Here is a 21,181-nt window from a genome sequence, read left to right on the forward strand (position 1 = left end):
CCCAGATACTGAGTGTTCATTTTTTCAGCATTAAATATTGCATTTGACTTTTTATGCAGTAATAGTGACTATAATAAAACAGATTTAAAGGTTAACAAAATGTTGCTCCTCAAGAGAAGGGGTGATATTTTCAATTGATAAACTCAATACAATAATTATCACGGATGATAGGAGTTAGCGCATGACGGATGCAGTAGCGCTACAGGTTAAGTCACTTAAAAAAAGCTTTGGGCAGCATCAAGTGCTCAAAGGCATTTCACTCGATGCCCACCGCGGCGACGTCATCTCGATTATCGGGTCTTCCGGGTCTGGTAAAAGTACCTTTTTGCGCTGTATTAACTTACTCGAAACCCCTACTGGCGGTGAAATTTGGGTCAATGGTGAATTGATCAAAATGAAAAATAACCGTGCAGGCGATCCGGTGCCCGTCAGCGATAAACAAGTACAGCGCATTCGCTCTCGTCTGGCGATGGTGTTTCAGGGGTTCAATCTATGGTCGCACATGACCGTGCTGCAAAATGTGATTGAAGCGCCAGTGCATGTGCTCGGCGTGCCCAAAGCAAAAGCGATTGAAGATGCTGAAGCCTTTCTCCATCGGGTTGGCTTATACGAGCGCCGTGACTACTATCCCGGCCACTTGTCAGGCGGCCAGCAGCAGCGTGCTGCCATTGCACGAGCGCTTGCCGTCGAGCCAGAAGTACTCCTGTTTGATGAGCCAACCTCCGCGCTTGACCCCGAGTTAGTGGGGGAAGTGTTGGGCGTGATGCGTTCACTGGCCGAGGAAGGGCGCACCATGTTGGTGGTAACCCATGAAATGAGTTTTGCGCGTGATGTCTCTAATCATGTGATGTTCTTGCATCAAGGATTAGTGGAAGAGCAGGGCAACCCGAAAGAACTGTTTGATGCACCTGACTCTGAGCGTCTGCAGCAATTTATATCGTCAATATACTGATTAATTAAATAGAATTATCAATAGCATAACCATGCAATAGGGCCTTTGCCCACACAACATCGTTAAACGACAGGAGAAAGGAAGATGAAAAAATGGCTAGTTGCCGCCGCCGTGATGGCCGCAGTTGGGTCAACCTCCGTTGCAGCCAAGGATTGGAAGGTCGTACGTTTTGGTATTGAAGGCGCCTACCCTCCTTTTAGCTGGACCACAAACGAAGGTGATCTCAAAGGTTTTGATGTCGATATGGCCAATGCGCTGTGTGAGGAAATGCAGGCCAAGTGTAAGATCGTCGCGCAAGATTGGGATGGGATCATTCCGTCACTGCTGGCGCGTAAATACGATGCCATTATCGCGGCGATGTCGATCACAGAAGAGCGTAAAAGAAAGGTAGATTTTACCAATAAATACGCGTTAATCCCGAACAAGTTTGTGGCCGAAAAGGGCACGGATCTCACCTTCACCAAAGAAGGACTCGACGGGGTGAAAATTGGTGTACAGCGTGCAACCACACACGACAAATATCTTACCGACAACTATGGCGACGCGGTTGATATCGTCCGTTACGGTACGTTTGATGAGGCCTATCTTGATCTAAAAGCGGGTCGTATTGAATCTATTTTGGGTGATGCTTCCGCTTTGCAGCAAGGGCTTCTCGATAAAGAGGGTGGCGATGAATTTGAATTTATCGGTCCTTCTTTGACTGACCCTGAGTGGTTTGGCGAGGGCTTTGGGATTGCGACACGCAAACAAGACAAAGCGCTGACTGAGAAACTTAATCAAGCAATTGATTCATTACGTGAAAAAGGCGTGTATGACGAGATTGCTGCCAAATACTTCGACTACGACGTTTACGGCGAGTAAAAGGCAGGCGGGCAGCATGAAAGTGCTGCCCGAATCATATGATTGATTTGAAAGGTTACGAGTGGTCCCTGCTTGAAGGCGCATGGGTGACCCTTCAGGTTGCGCTATTATCACTGGGCTTGGCCATGTTACTCGGGATGCTCGGGGCGCTTGCCAAATTATCTAAATTGGGTTGGTTGCGTGGCATTGCGACCGTTTATACCACGGTGATTCGTGGGATCCCTGATTTGGTACTGATGATGCTGATTTTTTACGGCGGTCAAATGCTGCTCAATAACAGCTTATATGGCATGAATGAATGGCTCAATGAGTACATGGCAGGACAAAATCCCGATCATGACTGGACTGCCTATTTACCCGACTATATCGACGTTAGCCCGTTTATCGCCGGGATCCTAACTATTGGTTTTATTTTTGGTGCTTACATGGCTGAAACCTTTCGGGGGGCCATCATGGCGGTCGACGCCGGCGAGATGGAAGCCGCGCGCGCCTATGGTATGAGCAGTAGTTTGGCGTTTCGCCGCATCTTGTTGCCACAAATGATCCGCCATGCGCTGCCAGGATTTGGTAACAACTGGTTGGTACTGTTAAAAACCACCGCGCTGGTGTCCATTATTGGCTTGGATGACATGGTACGTAAAGGCGCGTTGGCAGCCGGCTCGACCCAAATGCCATTTACGTTTTACTTTACCGTCGCGCTTATTTTCTTGCTCTTTACCAGCATCTCGACCACCGGGCTGCGTTGGATGGAGCGTCGCTTTAGTATTCATACGCGGTAGGTGACTATGGATTTTTCACTTGTACTCGAAACATGGCCGATTTATCTCGATGGCCTTTGGACGACCGTATGGCTGGTGGCCTCCGCGTTAGTGATTGGTTTGCTGGTGGCCGTGCCTGTCGCCGTGGCGCGCAATGCACAGTTTCCCCTTTGGCGTTATCCTGCGTGGGCGTTTATTTACTTTTTTCGGGGGACGCCGCTACTGATCCAACTGTATTTGATTTACTACGGCCTAAGCCAAGTGGTAAACGTTGAAGATTCGTTGTGGCAACATGCATGGTTTTGTGCGCTCGTCGCATTCGTCCTCAACACTGCAGCGTATACCGCTGAAATTATTCGTGGCGCCATCAATGGCTTACCCAAAGGAGAAGTGGAAGCGGCGATTGCCTATGGCATGAGCCCGTATAAAGCCTTTTCGCGGATCATTCTACCCAGTGCGATGCGCCGTGCTTTACCGGCATACAGTAACGAAGTGGTATTTATGCTTCACGGCTCAGCGGTGGCAGGGATTATCACCATTGTTGATCTCACTGGGGCGGCTCGGATTGTAAATTCGCGTTATTATGCGCCCTTTGAATCTTTTTTGACCGCGGGTGTGTTCTATATGGCGCTGACATTTAGCATCCTATGGATGTTCCGCTTAGCAGAGCGTCGCTTTTTACGTCATATGCGGCCTTTGAGCTAGCTGTTATAGGCATATCGCAAAATGACAAACGCCGCAGCATAGCCATGCTGCGGCGTAATAATATTAAGCGGCGTCTTAAGCGATATTGTTAAGCGCGCTTGCGCGGCCAATTCGAGGGCTTATTTAAAGGTGGCCCAAATTGGCGCGTGATCGGAGGGTTTTTCAATGCCGCGCAGCTCGTAATCAATCCCCGCATCAATACAGCGGCTGGCAAGATCTTGGGTGGCTAACACCACATCAATGCGTAAGCCACGGTTATCATCAAAACCGCGCGAACGGTAGTCAAACCACGAGAACTGATCATTCACCGCTGGATGTAGGGTGCGGAAGGTATCCACGAAGCCCCAATTCATCAACGTCTCTAACCACTCACGCTCTTCAGGTAAGAAAGAGCACTTACCGGTGCGTAGCCAGCGCTTGGCATTGTGATCGCCAATACCAATATCGTCGTCTTTAGGGCTGATGTTGATATCGCCCATGACCACCAGGTGTTCGCTGGGATCACGACCCTCTAAATAGGTCATCAAATCTTGGTAGAATTTACGCTTGGCAGGAAACTTGGTTTCGTGGCTACGGTTTTCCCCTTGGGGAAAGTAACCATTGAGAACGGTGACAGGTTGGCCATTTTCGCCTTCAAACGTGGCCATAATCATACGGCGTTGGGCGTCTTCATCATCGGTTGGAAACCCTTTTTGTACGCTGATTGGCGACTTTTTGCATAGCATCGCCACACCATAGTGCGCTTTTTGGCCATGAAAGTGTACTTCATAGCCCATGGCTTCGACATCGGCGAGTGGAAAGGCATCATCGTGCACCTTGGTTTCTTGCAACCCGATCACGTCAGGCTGGTGTTTTTCAATTAAGGCTTGCAGTTGATGTAAACGCGCTCGAATACCGTTGATATTAAAAGAGATGATTTTCACGTGTGAGGCTGCCTTTGTTGTCTTATTGATAGTAAGACACTTTACCAGCTTCGTTCAATGAACGGAAAGGCGGCCTCAATGCAATGCTCGGCGTATGGTGACGAGGATGCGTGGTACGTAATGGGGGGAAATTAGCTTGCGATCGAAAAGGCGCCTAAGCACTCACCTTGACTAAAAATCGCGCCTTCTTGGGTGCAGGGGTCAAAACGCAGGGTAGGTTGAGACAAAACAGGAAGACGATGAAGCAAATGCTTGAGGATAATATCCCCGTTAAACTGATGGATCACGACCTGCCAGTTGGCAAGATTAGGAAGAGCAAAATTAACTATCAATGGCGTTCCTTACTGATTTAAATGTGGTTGATGGTGTTTGTGGTTGTGTTTGCGCACGGCGCAAATGATACCAGTGACGCAGTCTGCCGTTTGTTGCAGCCATATTGGATCTCCATATATTTAACAGATCGTGGTGCTTTACAGTTTGTGCTGCTTAATAAGTCAGCACGTTGTCAGTCAAGCTATTACCACAAGTAAAGTGATACCAGCGCATCGGTTTTTGCAAATAAACAGCGTTCACAAATAAACAGCGTGGTAGCAAATAAAGTGTTCAAGTTAACGGGTTATCAATGTAGGAAAAAAGCGAAAGTGGAATACTGCAGAGAGTCTATGCGGGAAATAGCGTGGTCTGTCTCGACTTTGACTTGATGTCTTTTGATGCTTCGTATCTAGAGCTTTGGCCACACTACAGCATTTTTTTACGATGTAAAGGGTTTTAACCAATAATTTCTTGGTATTGACGACTATCAACGCGGCACATCAGCACCGCGTTAATGATTCTAGCGCTCGCTTATCCTATCGCCAGCTTTGTCTCGGCATAGCGTAGCTTTTTCTTTCTTGGGCTGGCTAAAAAGTAAGCCAAAGTTAGCGGACCCAGTCGGCCAGCAAACATCATAAAAATGATAATAAACTCACCCACATCAGATAATGACCCAGTGAGTCCTCGTGAAAGGCCTACCGTTCCTAATGCGGACACGGCTTCAAACACCACATCCGTCATTTCTGCGCTTTCACTCAACAACAAGCAAAAAATAGCGAACCAAGTCATCCCTATCGAGATAAGAGACAGAGCTAACGCTTTACTGACGGTGTCTCTGGCTATTTCACGTTTATAGACGTAAATCGCTTCATCACGACGTAAAAATGCATATGTTGCCAAAACAAGTACCATAAAGGTGACGACTTTTATGCCACTAGCGGTACTTAGCGATCCTCCTCCAATAAACATTAGCACCAAGATAATGGCGGTGGTTGCATCCTCGAGCTGATCAATAGCCAATGTATTAAAGCCAGCAGTACGCGGTGTTACTGCTTGAAACCACGAAGCAAGCCATTTTCCAGATTCACTCAAGGGAGCCAGTGTATTGGGGTTGTCGTATTCAATGAGGTAAATGGCAATTAACGCTACACCATTAATTAAACATGTCCCTATGATCATCATTTTGCTGTACACCGTGAGCTTTGACCAACGCCGATGACGCCGCAAGTCGATCCATACGGTAAAGCCTAAGCCCCCGATAATAAAGAGCGCAGTAATGGTCAGATTGACTGTAATATCATCGACATATGGCATTAGGCTATCGGCGCTGAGGGCAAACCCTGCATTATTAAATGCACTAATGGTGTAAAAAAAGCCGTGGAATAAGCTGTCACTCCAACCTAGCTCGCCCTGCCAGCGCAGTGTGAGTATTGCCATCCCAATCACTTCAACCAGTAGCGCGAAAACAAGTACCGACTTAGCTGTTGACGTTAACGTTGAGGCATCTGTCTGATTGAACGCTTCACGCGCGACGGTTCGTTGTAAAAAACCTATCCGTCCGCCCAACGCAATTAACGTCACAATGGCAAAGGTCATTAAACCCAGCCCACCACACTGGATAAGCAGTGCAATCACCGTTTGCCCAAACATAGTGAACTGGGTACCTGTATCAACAACAACAAGCCCAGTGACTGTCACTGCTGAGGTTGCTGTAAATAGGCTTTGAATCCAAGAGATAGGCGCAGTCGTTGCGAAAGGCAATTTTAAAAGACATGTTCCTAATAGAATCAACAATGCAAAGCTACCACTTAGAATCAGCGGTGGTGCACCTAACAGTTTCTTACCCGCTTTCGGTTTACGCTCTACGGGGCTAACAGAGGGATGCCATAACACCATGTCACACTAACCTCGGGGCAATATATTTCAGTTCGGCTCGGGTTCCACACAAAAGTAATTGATCGCCTTTACGCAATTCAAAGCCTGTATCTAACCCCGTGATTACCTCTTGACCGCGCTTAACCAGCAATGGCGTGATGCTGGTCCGCGCATCGCCAAGTGCATGTGCAATTGTCCTATCATGAAGTTTGGGTTTTATTTCAATTTCTACAACGTACAAGCCATGACCAATGGCAAGATAATTATTAACCATTGGATAGTTTAAAGACTGGGCAACACGTATGCCCATTTCTTCTTCAGGATGAATAATACGAGACACGCCCAATTTAGAGACAATCGTATGGTGCGCTTTGGTACTGGCTTTAACCCAAATCTCTTTGACACCTAGGTTCTTTAACGCAAGCGTACACAAGAGACTGGATTGCATATCTTCTCCAATCGCGACAAGCACAGCATCACTATTTGCTAAATCAAGTTCGCGTAGTGCATTTTCGTCTGTGGAGTCACAAATAACCGCTTGGGTCAAATCTTCCACATATTGCTCAACCATTTTAGAATCTTTATCGACACCGGTAACGGTATGACCAAGGTGAATAAGCTCGAGGCTCGCTGCGATACCAAAACGACCTAACCCAATGACAGTAAAATGTGCCATAGCATGATAACCTTATTATATTTTCCAAAAATGGGGTAATAACATAGCTAGAACCGTAAAGTACTCTAGCCGACCAAGAATCATTGCCAAATTAAGCAACCATATCCCAATATCACTTACAGGCTGGAAATTGCTACCTACATCACCAAAACCAGGGCCTAATACATTAATACAAGCGACAACAGCAGTGAACGATGTCCAAAAATCAAGCCCAGTCATCATCATTAAAATCGTAAACACAACCGTGGTTAATACTACCAATGACATAAACGCCATAATGGCATTGGTAACATCAGACGACACGGCCTTATTTTGGTATCGAATTGGGATCACTGCACGCGGATGTGAAAGCTGTTGGATTTCACGACGTATCACTTTAAATGTGATGATATCTCGAATGATTTTATTACCACCTGCTGTTGAGCCAGAGCAGCCGCCAAGATAAGCACAGAAAACTAAAAACAATGTAGTTGCGGCCGGCCACGCACCTAAATCAGCAGCACCGTAACCAGTACTGGTAATAAAAGACACGACATGGAAAAGTGCAAAGCTTACCGAGGATGCCAATGATGGGTAAGTTTCGGTTTTATAGAGATAGAGGCCTAACACACTCCCCAAAAAAAGAACAATGAGTACGAATATTCTGGCTTCTTCGTCTTGAATGTATAACTTCACGCCTTTTGCACCGCGCTGAAAAACACGAAAATGCAAACCAAAGTTGATAGCCCCTAACAGCATAAAAACATTCGCAATCATTAAAATGCTATGGCTTTCAAAGTACCACATGCTAGCATCATGCGTTGAAAAGCCACCGGTAGAGACGGTTGTAAAGCTGTGGCCTATGGCGTCAAAGAGAGACATGCCTGAGACGTAATAAGAAAGAGCGCATAATGCCGTAATAGATAAATAGACTCCCCATAGATAATGGGCGGTTTTTGTTATCCGAGGAGAAAGCTTGTCGTCTTTTATTGGGCCAGGTGTTTCTGCTTTAAGGAGACGCATTCCGCCAACATTGAGCATCGGCAAGACCGCCACAACAAAAATGACAACACCGAGCCCACCCATCCATTGTAGAAATTGACGATACATTAAAAAAGAAGGCGGCATTGCGTCTAGGCCTGATAAAATCGTAGCACCTGTTGTGGTTAATGCACTGATAGATTCAAACACCGCATCAGTAAAGTTAACGCCGGTTACTGAATAAATGGGTAATGCACCGAGAATACCAGTTACAACCCAGGTCAAGGTTGCGAAAATAAGTGCTTCTCTAAATGCTACATTATCTAGTGTTTCTCTTCTGAAGAAGAATGAGATCAAAAACGACACAAACAATATTGCGGTGGCTGGGCCAAAAAAAAGTTTAGATATATGATCGTTAAATAAAAAAAGCGACAACAGGCCAAAGACAAACTGGACAATGCCCATCCATAGAATGGGCATCGATAATAAACGAACGGTGCTTTTAGGGTTAATCATGGTCATCCTCGTTAACACAAAGGCGATAACCAATGCCAGGTTCCGTTTTTATTATGTTGTGTTGACTTGCGTCCTCACATATCTTTTTTCTTATCTGACTGACTAAAACACGCAGATAATGGTTGTCTTGCCTGTGTGTCTCACCCCAAATTGAGATGAGAAGGTCATCTTGTTTTACTAAACAGCCGTTTCCTTCCATCAGTATTTTCATGAAATGAAACTCTTTCTTCGTTAACGAGACTAAACGAGAGTGATACCAAAATTGATGGCTTRACAAAGATAGACTTAACTCACCACACTGAATGAGGTCCTCGGTTTTCTTTGAAGGCGCGATTAAATCTCTAACGAGCACTTTTATTCTTACAATGAGCTCTTTCACGCCAAATGGCTTGCTTATATAATCATTTGCACCGGCTTCGAGTAACGTAATTTTCTCTTCTTCCTGATCGCGTGCGGTGAGAATAATAACCGGTATTGTATGTCCTTTTTCTCGAATGTGATTGAGTAAAGAAATACCTTCGCCGTCGGGTAAGCCTAAATCCAAAATAATCACATCGGGGGACTGATGCTGAATAACACTTAATGCACTCTCTAATGAATATGCACCGAGATAATCAAACCCTTCTGCATTCAGTGATATTCGGACAAATGTGTGGATTTGTTTTTCATCATCAACCAATAATACGCGGTATGCCATCATTACTCTCCACCATCCACAGGCAAACGAATTCTCATTAAACAGCCTATTTCTGAGTGTGCTAACTCAATCCTGCCCTGATGTGCCCGTATAACTCCATTAGCAACCGCCAGCCCCAGCCCTGATCCACTGTCGCTTTTTTTATCCTCGTGCGTTGTATAAAAAAGATCAAATATCTTATGTGCATGTTTTAGGGGGATCCCTTCACCCTGATCTTTTATATCGATGTATATATTGTTTGATTGACTATATACATGGATAGTCACAATGGTGTTTGCCGGAGAATATCTTAAGGCGTTATCAATAATATTAAACAGGGCCTGTTCTATTAGTGCACGGCTGACCGGCACAGTAGGAGATTCAGTGCTGGTAATTTTTACTCGTTCAGGCTCATGACACCGAGAGACAGAAACATTGATAACATCGATGATGTTTTCAGCGTTTTTATTGATCACTAAGCTACCGTGTTGCAATTTAGTTGCTTGCAGCAAGTTCTCTATGTAGTGATGTAGGCGGTGGCTTTCTTGCGTCGCGCTATCGAGTAGCTCATTTCTTTCTGTATGCGACAGTTTATTCATATACGCTTGCAACGTTGTCAAGGTACCAATAATTGTCGCTAACGGGGTACGTAAGTCGTGTGAAACGGAGAGTAAGATGCTATTTCTTAATCGGGTTTGCTCTAATTCATCACGTTGTTGGCGGTAAAAGTGTGCTATGTAACTTGTCACGCCAGCGACCAACATAAATACCACCAAATTAATGACGTCAGTGACGTCGCTCATTTGTAAAGAAAAGCGCGGGGCGGTGAAAAGAAAATTAAAGCTCAGTGCTGCCACTAAAGATATCGGCACAGCCAGAGAGGGGCCAGATTGCAGGGCAACAATGGCCACGGCGAGTTGAAGAAGCAGTAATACGGCAATCGTCACTGGGAAGAAGGCATTCAATCCCCAGCAAAGTAGGAGAGTGACGCCGAGCATACTAAAAGATGCCCACACAGGGTATCGACGAAGAGACTGTAACATTCTCGAAGCTCACACCATTCATGAAGGCCCGTAATGTATCAAAAACGTCGCCATTCGCCGCGTAAAAAAAGCGTAAAGTCTATTCGAGTGATGGCAAAGAGGTAGAATTTGTCGACGAAACCACGCTCTTTTTAATTAATCATTATTTACCAGTGCCCAGATTGACATATGGAACTCCATATATATGATATTCCATATGTATGCAAAGTAGACTATAGCGATGTGTGACACCCTAACATTTTACAAAGCCTTATCTGAGCCCACTCGGCTGATCTCTCTATTGCTGCTCTCACAGCATGGTGAGTTATGTGTATGTGATCTGATGGAGGCGTTAGCCCTGAATCAACCCAAGATTTCTCGACATTTGGCCGAGCTACGCAAGCATCAGTTAGTCGTCGGAGAGCGTCGTGGTAAGTGGGTCTATTACCAATTACACCCAACCTTACCTGAGTGGATGCGCGATGTTTTGCGCACCACAGCCATCAATAACCCCTCGCTTCTGAGCTCTGTCACGCCTGTAATGCAGGGCAATACGGCTTGTGGACATCATCAATAGGTAGCGTGTCCCATCAGCAACACGAGTGATTCAACGTCAGCAATAACCAAGGATTTGTCTTATGTCTCAATCTGAAACCTGTGCACCGTCGGCCGCGCAAAAAATGGGATGGCTCGATCGGTATTTAACCGTGTGGATTTTTCTCGCCATGGCCATTGGGGTCAGTGTGGGATGGCTTTTTCCCGACGTTGCGACCCTCAGTGAACGCTTATCGGTCGGGAGCACCAATGTACCCCTGGCGATTGGCTTGATTTTAATGATGTACCCGCCACTGGCAAAGGTAAATTATCGTTTACTAGGCTCGGTCACGCGCGATAAAAAAGCCATTACGCTGTCGCTGATCATGAACTGGGTGGTGGGTCCTATTCTGATGTTCACACTGGCGGTGCTGTTTTTGCGTGATGAGCCAGGGTATATGGCGGGAGTGATATTAATTGGCCTTGCACGCTGTATTGCTATGGTCTTGGTGTGGAACGACATCAGTGGTGGCAATAAAGAGTATGGCGCGGCCCTAGTGGCCCTGAATAGCTTATTTCAGATCCTGACCTACAGTGTGATGGCATGGCTATTTATCACCGTTTTACCTCCTATGCTGGGGTTACAAAGCTATGTGGTGGATGTGACCATGGGGGACATCGCGCAAAGTGTGCTGATTTATCTGGGTATCCCTTTTTTGGCGGGCTATCTATCACGTACCGTGCTGGTCGCTAAAAAAGGTGAACAATGGTACGAAGACGTCTTTTTGCCACGTATTTCCCCGATAACGTTAATCGCTTTGTTGGCGACCATTGTGTTGATGTTTAGCCTAAAAGGGGAGGCGATTATTGCGTTGCCGCTTGACGTGTTACGTATCGCCGTACCCCTGGTAACTTACTTTGTGTTGATGTTCTTTATTAGCTTCTTTGTGGGTAAAAAACTGGGGATCCCCTATGACCGCAACGCGTCAATTGCGTTTACCTCATCCGGTAATAACTTTGAACTGGCGATTGCGGTGGCGATTGCGGTATTCGGCATTCACTCTGATCAAGCCTTTGCAGGAGTGATTGGGCCGCTGGTGGAAGTACCGGTGTTGATTGCTTTGGTGAATATCGCGCTAAGGATGAAGCGGCGTTATACGATTTAATATGAAGCTTTTATGAATTCCTGTCTGTCAGGGTTGCGTGCATGCTTGGGTTTATTAATATACGTATATCCATATGTGCATTTAATAAAGCGTAATGAGAGAGCCTATGTTGCCTCACCAGTTTTTCAAATTGTTAGCGGATGAAACGCGCGTGCGGTGTTTGCTGCTCATTGCTCGTGAAGGGCAGTTATGTGTGTGCGAGCTCACCGAAGCGCTGGATACCTCACAGCCTAAGATCTCACGCCACTTGGCACAACTGCGGGCCAGTGGGGTGTTGGTTGATACGCGCCAAGGGCAATGGGTGTTTTATCGCTTAGCCGCTGATTTACCGGGCTGGATGCGCAAACAAATTCAGGGCTTAGTTGATTCCAACTGCCTAAAAGACACTTATCAAGAAGATATCACGCGGCTTGCCAAGATGGCGTCACGCCCCACCTGCTGCGTGTAAAGGAGAGAGTAATGACAATTAAAGTCGGGATTAATGGATTTGGTCGAATTGGTCGTTTGGCATTACGGGCTGCATTTGATTGGCCAGAGCTCGAGTTTGTGCACATTAACGATGTGGCCGGTGATACCGAAACGCTGGCGCATTTGCTGGAGTTTGATTCGGTACAAGGGCGTTGGCATCACGCGGTGAGTGCGGAAGGCAATCGCGTGCAGATTAACGGCCAAACATTAACGACAAGCCAAGAGAAAGCGATTGATGCAGTCGATTGGTCAGGTTGTGATGTGGTGATTGAGGCAACCGGAAAACACCGTGACGCGGATTTGCTACAACAATACTTGGACCAAGGCGTGAAGCGCGTAGTGGTCTCTGCACCGGTCAAAGATGAGCGTGTGGCGAATATCGTGGTGGGGGTTAATGACGCGATTTTTGATCCGAGCAAACATCGAATTGTTACTGCGGCGTCGTGCACCACGAACTGCCTGGCACCGATTGTGAAAGTGATCCATGAAAAACTGGGAATTGCGCAGTCAACCTTCACCACCATTCATGATTTAACCAATACCCAAACGATTTTAGATGCGCCGCACAAAGACTTACGTCGCGCCCGTGCGTGTGGCATGAGCTTGATCCCGACCACCACAGGATCAGCAACGGCCATTGTGGAAATTTTCCCGGATCTAAAAGGCAAGATTAATGGCCATGCAGTGCGTGTCCCGCTCGCCAATGCGTCACTGACGGATGTGATTTTTGATGTGGAAACCGATACCACCGCCGACGAGGTGAATGCACTGTTGCAACAGGCCGCGGACGGCGAGCTTAAAGGCATTCTTGGCTTTGAGGCGCGTCCTTTAGTCTCGATTGATTATCGTGGCGATCAGCGCTCTACCATTGTCGATGGGTTGTCCACTATGGTGGTGGGTAAGCGTATGGTCAAAATCTATGCGTGGTATGACAACGAAATGGGGTATGCCACGCGCACCGCTGAGTTGGTGCGCAACGTCGGTCTTATCGATCAGTAAGTGATGCTTGTTAACGGTGGCGGTGCATACAGTGCATCGCCTTTATTTACCGCTTTTATCAAACCTAAATAGACGGCCACTATGTTTGCTCAATTAAGCCAATCTGTGCGCCAGTACATGCTGGTTACCTTTAACTATTGGAACTTCACCATCACCGACGGCGCATTGCGCATGTTGGTGGTGCTGTACTTTTATGACTTAGGCTACGGCACCTTAGAAATTGCCTCGCTGTTTTTGTTTTACGAATTCTTTGGGGTAGTGACCAATCTTGTCGGCGGCTGGTTAGGGGCTCGATTAGGGCTTAACCGCACCATGAATATTGGCCTAGGCATGCAAATTGTGGCGCTTACTATGCTGGCGGTACCCGCGGCGTGGCTAACCATCCCCTGGGTGATAGCGGCACAAGCGCTATCTGGGATTGCGAAAGATCTCAATAAAATGAGTGCGAAAAGTGCGATCAAAACCCTGGTGCCCGATAATGCACAGGGTGCGCTGTTTAAGTGGATTGCGATCCTCACCGGCTCTAAGAACGCGCTCAAAGGGGCAGGCTTTTTTGTCGGTGGCGCACTGCTGTCTTTCATTGGCTTTCAATACGCGGTGGCAGCCATGGCCGGTGTGCTGACTGTGGTCTTTATTGGCAGTGTGGTGTCACTAAAAGCGGATTTAGGTAAAGCCAAAAGTAAGCCTAAGTTTTCAGAAATATTTTCCAAGTCGCGCAGCGTCAATATCCTCTCAGCGGCACGCATGTTTCTCTTTGGTGCGCGAGACGTGTGGTTTGTCGTCGCCTTACCGATTTATTTGGGCAACACATTCGGTTGGAGCCATAGTATGGTCGGTGGCTTTCTTGCGCTGTGGGTGATTGCCTATGGTGTGGTGCAAGGGATTGCCCCAAAAATCACTGGGCGTCAAGCAGGGCACTCACCGGGTGGTAAAGCAGCGTTAGGTTGGGCAGGTTTATTGGCCGTGGTGACGGGTGTTATTGCTTACGCAATTGGCGAGCAATGGTACCCACAAGCGGTCATCATTGTCGGATTAATGCTGTTTGGCGTTATTTTTGCGGTTAACTCGTCGCTGCATTCTTACTTGATTGTGAGCTATGCCAAAGGCGATGGCGTGTCGTTGGACGTGGGCTTTTACTATATGGCCAACGCGATGGGGCGATTAATTGGCACGGTGTTGTCGGGCTGGGTTTTCCAAGTATGGGGATTAGCGGCCTGTTTGTGGGTCTCGTTCGTCTTCTTGTTCATTACGACGGTGATTTCGCTGTGGCTACCTAGATCGCACGTCTCGGTGGCTCAAACCTAAACAAATAATAAGGGCAAGAGAATACACTTGCCCTTGTTCCAAGCTATATTTACTCATTGATCATGTTGCTGATCTTCTTTTGCAGTTCTTTATCTTCACGCGCTTGACGAAAGACATTGTTATATTCTTCAATGGATAGGCCTGTTGCCTCAATGGCTTGCGCCATTTCTTTCTGCGTCTCCGCCATTAGTGCTTTAGCTTGCTCTTCATCACTGATGCTCTCGAGCTTACTTTGATAGTCTTTAGATATTGAAACAACCTGTTCAGCCGCTTCAGCGTAGCTGCTCACCACTTGGTCAGTCAGCTGATCTGCCGACATTTCGGTTGTCTCATTGGCAGCGAAACTTGGCAGACTGGCTGCAACAACAAACGCAAAAGATAGGGTCGCTAATAAACGTTTCATCAATTTTCTCCTTTTATTCATCGCTATTCACAGTAGAGGACATGGTGAGTGAAGGTCAAACGCGAAAAAGGCGATTAAGAAAGTTCTAACAAAATCATGACATTCTCAATGTCGGAGCCATTGCTCAGCTTTTTCGAATAACTCCAACAATCGGGTCTGCCGACATTTCTATTGTTGCTTCATATACTGCACATAGAAAGAAAGGAGGACCTATGGGAAAACTGATTGACGGTATTTGGCACGATGTGTGGTATGACACCAAAGCATCAGGCGGGCGCTTTGTTCGTGAAGATGCTGGATTCCGACATTGGATAACCGCGAGCGGTGAAGCCGGCCCAAGCGGGGATGCTGGCTTTAAAGCAGCGTCCGATCGTTATCATCTCTATGTATCTCTCGCTTGCCCGTGGGCACATCGCACCTTGATTATGCGTCATTTGAAAGGGCTTGAGCCTCACATTGATGTCACTGTCGTTGCGCCCGAAATGTTGGAGTATGGCTGGACGTTTTCCGAGCCCGAGCCTTTATACGGGTTTGAGTACGCTCACCAGCTTTACACGCAAGCCAAACCTGACTATACCGGCCGGGTCACTGTGCCGATTTTGTGGGATAAGAAAACCCAGACCATTGTCAGTAATGAATCGGCCGATATCATTCGGATGTTTAATTCGGCCTTTAATGCCATTACGGGGAATGATGACGATTATTACCCAGAAAACCTGCGTGCAGCGGTAGATCAGTGGAATGAATTTGTTTATCCGAACGTGAACAACGGCGTGTATAAATGTGGCTTTGCCACCGAACAAGCGGCTTATGAAGACGCCTTTGATCAGCTATTCAGTGCATTGACGGTATTGGACGATCATCTGAGTCGCAACCGCTATCTGGCTGGGAATCAGATCACAGAAGCAGACTGGCGATTATTTACCACTTTAATCCGCTTTGATCCTGTGTACGTGGGTCACTTTAAATGTAACAAACAACGTATCGCCGACTACTGCAATTTGTTCTGCTATATGAAAGAGTTATTTCAAGTGCCAGGCGTGGCAGGAACGGTCGATATGCACCATATCAAAACCCATTACTACTACAGCCACGGCAACATTAATCCGACGCGCATTGTGCCTAAAGGGCCAGAGCAAGATTTGTGGTCGCCGCATGGGCGGGCGGCCTTGACTGGATAACGAATAGAATGTGTTGTTTCGCACAACGAACAAGGGCCAGCAAATGCTGGCCCTTTAAAAATGGTGGTGGAGGAAGGATTCGAACCTTCGAAGGCTGAGCCGTCAGATTTACAGTCTGATCCCTTTGACCGCTCGGGAACTCCACCACGGAGTCTTGCTTTATAAAATGGTGGTGGAGGAAGGATTCGAACCTTCGAAGGCTGAGCCGTCAGATTTACAGTCTGATCCCTTTGACCGCTCGGGAACTCCACCACGCGATTGAGGCGAATCTTACCAAACCGATTGGAGCTGTAAAGGGTTTTCTTAATCTCAGAATGCGGTTGGTGTTTTTTTCAACGTCTTGCGTCCAAAATCAGCGATAAGCGTTGTTTTTATCGCTTTTTGAAACCTGCCTGAGTTTTCACAGTCTGAATGCTATGTAGCTAAATCTCGAATTTGGATGTAATAACGATAAAAAACAACGTCTTTACAATTCTTTAAGGACAAAAAAAAGTAGATCAGTACACTGGTGCTATTCAAATAATAAGGTGTCATGCAATGAAAAAATGGATGCTATTGGGCGTCGCTGTGTTGGCGGGAATCGCGTACTGGCAGTTTGGTGACTCGGCGCCATCGACCGACGAGACATCTGCGCCACCACCAGGCGCTCGCTCTGTGGATGTGATGACCGCGCCGGTAGAAACCCAGTCTGTTTCACCGTCTCTGTCGTTAGTGGGAAACGTCAAAGCTCATCAACAGATCAGTATTGAATCGGAAGTGTCGGCACGGATTGAAACCGTCCATGTGCAGCCGGGGGAAACGGTTGAAAAGGACGCACCTTTGGTGACATTTAACCGCGCCAAAGCCCAAGCGGCTGTGCTGGAAGCGTCGGCCTATCTGAATGATGAAATGCGTAAATTTAAAGAATACAATAAGTTGGCGCAGCGCGGAGCATTGACGCAAACCGAGTTGGAAGCACAACAAGCCAGCGTCAACATTGCCAAAGCCCGTTTGCAGTCGGCGCAATCTGATTTAGATGATCATCGCCTAACCGCGCCATTTTCCGGGCGTATCGGTTTGTTTGATCTTAGCGTCGGTCAGCGTGTGGACATCGGTGAAACCTTGTTCAGTCTCGATAATCTGTCGCGTATGAATCTGGATATTCAAGTCCCAGAGCAGTATTTCAGCCGCTTATATCCTGATATGCCAGTGGTAGTGACCTCCCAAGCTTGGCCGGACAAAACGTTCAATGGTGAGATTCGGGTCGTGGACTCTCGTATCAATCAAGACGCGTTATCTGTTGGTGTCCGGGTCGCGTTGGATAACCCTGAAAGCCAACTGCAACCTGGTATGCTGATGGAAGCAAAATTGGCCTTACCACAACAGCAAGCGGTGATTGTCCCGGTGCAAGCGCTGCAGTATTCCGGCACCCGTCGCTATGTGTTTCGTGTTGATGATGAAGGTATCGCCCATCGTACCGAAATTACCCTCGGTGCACGCATTGATAACCAAGTGGTAGTGAGTAAAGGACTTGAACCGGGGCAAAACATCGTCATACAAGGCTTGGTGAACATGCGCGATGGCGCACAAGTATCAGTGTTAAATGCAGAAGCGCCTAAACATCAAGCTGATGATCAAAGCCGTGTCGATGAGACCGCATCTGAGACGGAGGCCAGCTAATGTGGTTATCTGATGTGTCGGTGAAGCGGCCGGTGATGGCGGTGGTTTTGAGTTTACTGCTATGTGTGTTTGGTGCTGTGTCTTTTTCGACGCTCTCTGTGCGTGAGATGCCGGATATTGATAGCCCTGTGGTGAGCATTTACACCGGATATTCGGGCGCGTCGGCAAGCATTATGGAAAGCCAAGTCACACAGTTGATTGAAGATGAGCTGTCCGGGATCAGCGGTATTGATGAAATTACGTCAGTCAGTCGTAATGGTTCATCGCGTATCACGGTGGAATTTAACCTCGATCATCCACTGACTGAAGGCGTGAGTGATGTGCGCGATGCGGTGGCGCGTGCGCAAGGTGGACTGCCCGATGATGCCAATGATCCGATTGTGTATAAAGATAACGGCACCGGTGAGGCCGCGATATACATTAATCTTGCCTCATCGGAAATGGATCGCAACCAGCTCACCGAATACGCCCAGCGCACCCTGGAAGATAGATTCAGTTTGATCTCCGGCGTAAGCTCGGTCGATTTATACGGTGCGCTGTATAAAGTGATGTATGTGAAACTGGATCCGACGCAGATGGCAGGACATGGCGTCACGACCCAAGATATTCTCGATGCATTGCGGGAGGAAAACCTAGAAAGCCCGGGCGGGGAAATCCGCAATGACGTGATGACCATGCCGGTGCGTAGCGATCGTTTGTATCGTGATGCGGAAGATTTTAAACAGCTGGTGATACGAACCACAGCCGATGGCACCGCGATTTATTTGTCGGACGTGGCGGACGTGGCGATTGGTTCACGCAATGAAGATGCGACCTATAAAAACAATGGTATCAACAACTTGAGTTTGGCCTTGATCCCACAATCCGATGCCAATCCGCTTGATATCTCTGATCGTGCCCATAAGCTCGTGGATGATATGCAGGCGTTTCTCCCTGAAGGCACGCGTCTGTGGGTCGATTATGACACCACCATATTTATCGAGCGATCGATAGAGGAAGTGTACAGCACGCTCTTTATTACTGGTGCGTTGGTGGTGCTGGTATTGTATATCTTTATCGGCCAAGCGCGTGCAACACTGATTCCCGCGGTGACCGTGCCTGTGTCATTGATTTCGGCCTTTATCGTTGCCTCAGCATTGGGGTTCTCGATTAATCTTCTTACCTTAATGGCGCTGATCTTAGCGATTGGGTTAGTGGTGGATGATGCCATCGTGGTGGTCGAAAATATCTTCCATCATTTACAGCAAGGCGATAAACCCTTGGTGGCCGCGTACCGCGGGGCGCGAGAAGTTGGTTTTGCGGTGATTGCGACCACGGCGGTGCTGGTGATGGTGTTCTTACCCATTACCTATATGGACGGCATGATAGGCAAGCTATTCACAGAATTTGCGGTGATGCTGGCCGTGACCGTGTTGTGTTCATCCTTGATTGCTCTGACGCTGACGCCCGTGCTGGGCAGTAAGTTACTGCGCTTAAATGTTTCATCCAGTCCGGTCAACCGCATTGTGACACGTGGGTTTGAGCGGCTTGAAAGCTATTATCGGCGCGCTTTAGTGCAGGTGCTGCGCTGGCGTTGGATGGCCCCAGTAGTAATCCTACTTTGCCTTGGTGGCAGTGGGGCGTTAATGCAATCTTTACCGTCTCAGTTGGTGCCGCAAGAAGACCGTGGTGTACTGTTAGCCTTTGTGAAAGGCGCTGAAGGGACGGCTTATAACCGCATGGTGGGCAACATTGAGCAAATTGAACAGCGCTTAATGCCACTGGTGGAAGCGGGCACCTTGAGTTCGGTGAGCTTGCAGACGCCCGCGTTTGGTGGTCGTGCCGGCGATCAAACCGGCTTTGTGATCATGCTTTTACCGGATTGGGATGAGCGCGACCGTTCAGCACAAGCCATTCTCGGAGAAGTACGTCAGGTACTGAATGGTGTGCCAGATGTGCAAGTGTTCCCGTTTGCGCCCGGCTTTGGCGGTCGAAGCTCTGAGCCGGTGCAATTTGTACTCAGCGGCCCAGACTACCCTGAGTTGCATCGCTGGGCTGAGACCTTAGGTGAAATGAGTCGTGAAGCGGGCATGATTGATAGCCCAGACTATGACTACAGCCAAAATACGCCTGAGCTAGTCGTCAAAGTAGACCGCCGTCGTGCGTCTGAACTTGGCATTTCGGTACGGGACGTCTCCGACACCTTGGAAGTCATGTTAGGTGGTCGCGCGCAGACCAGCTATGTGGATCGCGGTGAAGAATATGATGTGTATGTCCGTGGCGATGAAAATGCGTTTAGCAGCAAGAGCGATCTGAGTCGTATCTATATGCGCAGTCGTAGTGGTCAATTGGTCTCGCTGGATGCGGTAACCACGGTGGAAGAAACCGCCTCTGCGCAGCGTCTAAGCCATACCAACAAGCAAAAATCGATCACCTTATCGGCGCACTTAGGTGAGGATGTGACGCTCGGCCAAGCACTCGATTATCTCGACTCCGCGGCGGCCGAGACGCTGCCAGCTGATATCTCGGTGGGCTACTCGGGCGAGTCGAAAGATTTTCGGGACAACCAAACCAGTGTGCTGGTGGTGTTTGGTTTAGCCCTCTTGGTATCGTACTTGGTGTTAGCGGCGCAATTTGAAAGCTTTATCAACCCCTTGGTAGTGATGTTGACGGTGCCCATGGGGATGCTAGGTGGCTTTTTAGGTTTGTGGCTGACCAACCAAGGGATCAATATCTATAGCCAAATTGGTTTGATCATGCTGATTGGGATGGTGACGAAAAACGGTATCTTAATCGTGGAGTTTGCCAACCAATTGCGTGATCGTGGTATTGCATTTGAAAAAGCGATTATCGATGCGTCAGTCCGTCGCTTGCGACCGATTTTGATGACGGCGTTTACCACCTTGGCAGGGATGATCCCGCTGATCCTGTCAACCGGGGCGGGGGCAGAGAGTCGTATCGCGGTTGGGACGGTGATCTTCACCGGCATGGCCTTTGCGACCTTTGTCACCTTGCTGGTGATCCCAGCGATGTATCGCTTGCTCTCGGTACATACCCATTCGCCTGAGTATGTGGCGCAGCAATTAGATAAAGCGTTGGCAGTGGAAACCGTGCATCGGACCAGTCATGGTGAGTTTGATACTAATCCGCATGATGAGCCGCGTAAATAGCCGCTGTTGTATGCTCGATACAAAAACCGCCTCGCGATGAGGCGGTTTTTTATTTCTTGTTGCTACCAAGGATGCGCGCTG

At 47.8% G+C, this 21,181-nt stretch carries 20 protein-coding genes and 2 tRNA genes; 12 read left to right on the plus strand and 10 right to left on the minus strand.

The window, feature by feature from the left end:
* Positions 1–181: 181 nt before the first annotated feature.
* The 4 genes from BZG80_RS05875 to BZG80_RS05890 all read left to right on the plus strand — a co-directional run bounded on the left by BZG80_RS05875 (position 182) and on the right by BZG80_RS05890 (position 3,276).
* Positions 182–952 (plus strand): ABC transporter ATP-binding protein, encoded by a 771-nt coding sequence (locus BZG80_RS05875; RefSeq protein WP_077460107.1) that lies wholly within the window; start codon positions 182–184, stop codon positions 950–952.
* Between the two features lie 84 nt (positions 953–1,036).
* On the plus strand, positions 1,037–1,813 hold the full coding sequence (locus tag BZG80_RS05880) for an ABC transporter substrate-binding protein (protein WP_021024003.1): 777 nt from the start codon (positions 1,037–1,039) through the stop codon (positions 1,811–1,813).
* 38 nt (positions 1,814–1,851) lie between these two features.
* Entirely contained in the window at positions 1,852–2,592 is a 741-nt protein-coding gene (locus BZG80_RS05885; RefSeq protein WP_077460108.1) for an ABC transporter permease, read from the plus strand.
* Between the two features lie 6 nt (positions 2,593–2,598).
* Positions 2,599–3,276 (plus strand): ABC transporter permease, encoded by a 678-nt coding sequence (locus BZG80_RS05890; protein WP_021024004.1) that lies wholly within the window; start codon positions 2,599–2,601, stop codon positions 3,274–3,276.
* A gap of 119 nt (positions 3,277–3,395) precedes the next feature.
* Here the strand turns inward: BZG80_RS05890 and xthA are convergent, their stop codons facing one another.
* The 7 genes from xthA to BZG80_RS05925 form a co-directional block, all read right to left on the minus strand.
* Positions 3,396–4,199 (minus strand): exodeoxyribonuclease III, encoded by an 804-nt coding sequence (gene xthA / locus BZG80_RS05895; RefSeq protein WP_077460109.1) that lies wholly within the window; start codon positions 4,197–4,199, stop codon positions 3,396–3,398.
* A gap of 131 nt (positions 4,200–4,330) precedes the next feature.
* Complete coding sequence (locus BZG80_RS15735; RefSeq protein WP_077460110.1) at positions 4,331–4,531, minus strand: hypothetical protein; 201 nt, start codon at positions 4,529–4,531, stop codon at positions 4,331–4,333.
* A gap of 511 nt (positions 4,532–5,042) precedes the next feature.
* Complete coding sequence (locus tag BZG80_RS05905; protein WP_077660911.1) at positions 5,043–6,407, minus strand: TrkH family potassium uptake protein; 1,365 nt, start codon at positions 6,405–6,407, stop codon at positions 5,043–5,045.
* A 1-nt stretch (position 6,408) separates the two neighbouring features.
* On the minus strand, positions 6,409–7,062 hold the full coding sequence (locus BZG80_RS05910) for a potassium channel family protein (protein WP_021024009.1): 654 nt from the start codon (positions 7,060–7,062) through the stop codon (positions 6,409–6,411).
* A gap of 15 nt (positions 7,063–7,077) precedes the next feature.
* Entirely contained in the window at positions 7,078–8,538 is a 1,461-nt protein-coding gene (locus BZG80_RS05915; protein WP_077678946.1) for a TrkH family potassium uptake protein, read from the minus strand.
* On the minus strand, positions 8,531–9,235 hold the full coding sequence (locus tag BZG80_RS05920; protein ID WP_077678966.1) for a response regulator transcription factor: 705 nt from the start codon (positions 9,233–9,235) through the stop codon (positions 8,531–8,533). Before BZG80_RS05920 ends, BZG80_RS05915 begins: the two co-directional genes overlap by 8 nt.
* Before the next feature lie 2 nt (positions 9,236–9,237).
* Positions 9,238–10,212 (minus strand): sensor histidine kinase, encoded by a 975-nt coding sequence (locus BZG80_RS05925; RefSeq protein WP_241833866.1) that lies wholly within the window; start codon positions 10,210–10,212, stop codon positions 9,238–9,240.
* A gap of 265 nt (positions 10,213–10,477) precedes the next feature.
* On the opposite strand from BZG80_RS05925, the gene BZG80_RS05930 reads away from it, so the two are divergent.
* From BZG80_RS05930 to arsJ, 5 genes are all read left to right on the plus strand, one after another.
* Positions 10,478–10,813 (plus strand): metalloregulator ArsR/SmtB family transcription factor, encoded by a 336-nt coding sequence (locus BZG80_RS05930; protein WP_077678947.1) that lies wholly within the window; start codon positions 10,478–10,480, stop codon positions 10,811–10,813.
* A gap of 61 nt (positions 10,814–10,874) precedes the next feature.
* Positions 10,875–11,936: an ACR3 family arsenite efflux transporter gene (gene arsB / locus BZG80_RS05935; RefSeq protein ID WP_077678948.1), complete on the plus strand. Its 1,062-nt coding sequence runs from the start codon at positions 10,875–10,877 to the stop codon at positions 11,934–11,936.
* A gap of 106 nt (positions 11,937–12,042) precedes the next feature.
* Positions 12,043–12,384, plus strand: coding sequence for a metalloregulator ArsR/SmtB family transcription factor (locus BZG80_RS05940; RefSeq protein WP_021024015.1), 342 nt, complete (start codon positions 12,043–12,045; stop codon positions 12,382–12,384).
* Between the two features lie 11 nt (positions 12,385–12,395).
* A complete protein-coding gene (locus BZG80_RS05945) occupies positions 12,396–13,403 on the plus strand; it encodes an ArsJ-associated glyceraldehyde-3-phosphate dehydrogenase (RefSeq protein ID WP_077660918.1) in 1,008 nt (335 codons plus the stop codon).
* An 81-nt stretch (positions 13,404–13,484) separates the two neighbouring features.
* Complete coding sequence (gene arsJ, locus BZG80_RS05950; protein ID WP_077678949.1) at positions 13,485–14,708, plus strand: organoarsenical effux MFS transporter ArsJ; 1,224 nt, start codon at positions 13,485–13,487, stop codon at positions 14,706–14,708.
* Positions 14,709–14,757: 49 nt separating this feature from the next.
* Here arsJ and BZG80_RS05955 read toward each other — a convergent pair whose 3' ends face one another.
* Positions 14,758–15,111: a DUF4168 domain-containing protein gene (locus BZG80_RS05955; protein ID WP_158011530.1), complete on the minus strand. Its 354-nt coding sequence runs from the start codon at positions 15,109–15,111 to the stop codon at positions 14,758–14,760.
* A gap of 212 nt (positions 15,112–15,323) precedes the next feature.
* Between BZG80_RS05955 and BZG80_RS05960 the strand changes: the two genes are divergently transcribed.
* The gene (locus BZG80_RS05960) at positions 15,324–16,292 is read left to right on the plus strand and encodes a glutathione S-transferase family protein (RefSeq protein ID WP_077660921.1); all 969 of its coding nucleotides are present in this window, start codon (positions 15,324–15,326) and stop codon (positions 16,290–16,292) included.
* Positions 16,293–16,353: 61 nt separating this feature from the next.
* Here BZG80_RS05960 and BZG80_RS05965 read toward each other — a convergent pair.
* Together BZG80_RS05965 and BZG80_RS05970 are read right to left on the minus strand one after the other, a co-directional pair.
* Positions 16,354–16,438, minus strand: a tRNA-Tyr gene (locus BZG80_RS05965).
* Positions 16,439–16,459: 21 nt separating this feature from the next.
* A tRNA-Tyr gene (locus BZG80_RS05970) sits at positions 16,460–16,544 on the minus strand.
* 285 nt (positions 16,545–16,829) lie between these two features.
* Between BZG80_RS05970 and BZG80_RS05975 the strand changes: the two genes are divergently transcribed.
* Both BZG80_RS05975 and BZG80_RS05980 read left to right on the plus strand, forming a co-directional pair.
* The gene (locus BZG80_RS05975) at positions 16,830–17,951 is read left to right on the plus strand and encodes an efflux RND transporter periplasmic adaptor subunit (protein ID WP_077678950.1); all 1,122 of its coding nucleotides are present in this window, start codon (positions 16,830–16,832) and stop codon (positions 17,949–17,951) included.
* On the plus strand, positions 17,951–21,100 hold the full coding sequence (locus BZG80_RS05980) for a multidrug efflux RND transporter permease subunit (RefSeq protein ID WP_077460120.1): 3,150 nt from the start codon (positions 17,951–17,953) through the stop codon (positions 21,098–21,100). Before BZG80_RS05975 ends, BZG80_RS05980 begins: the two co-directional genes overlap by 1 nt.
* The last annotated feature ends 81 nt before the right edge of the window (positions 21,101–21,181 follow it).

It is taken from the genome of Salinivibrio sp. MA440, from assembly GCF_001996265.1.
Classification (GTDB): domain Bacteria; phylum Pseudomonadota; class Gammaproteobacteria; order Enterobacterales; family Vibrionaceae; genus Salinivibrio; species Salinivibrio costicola.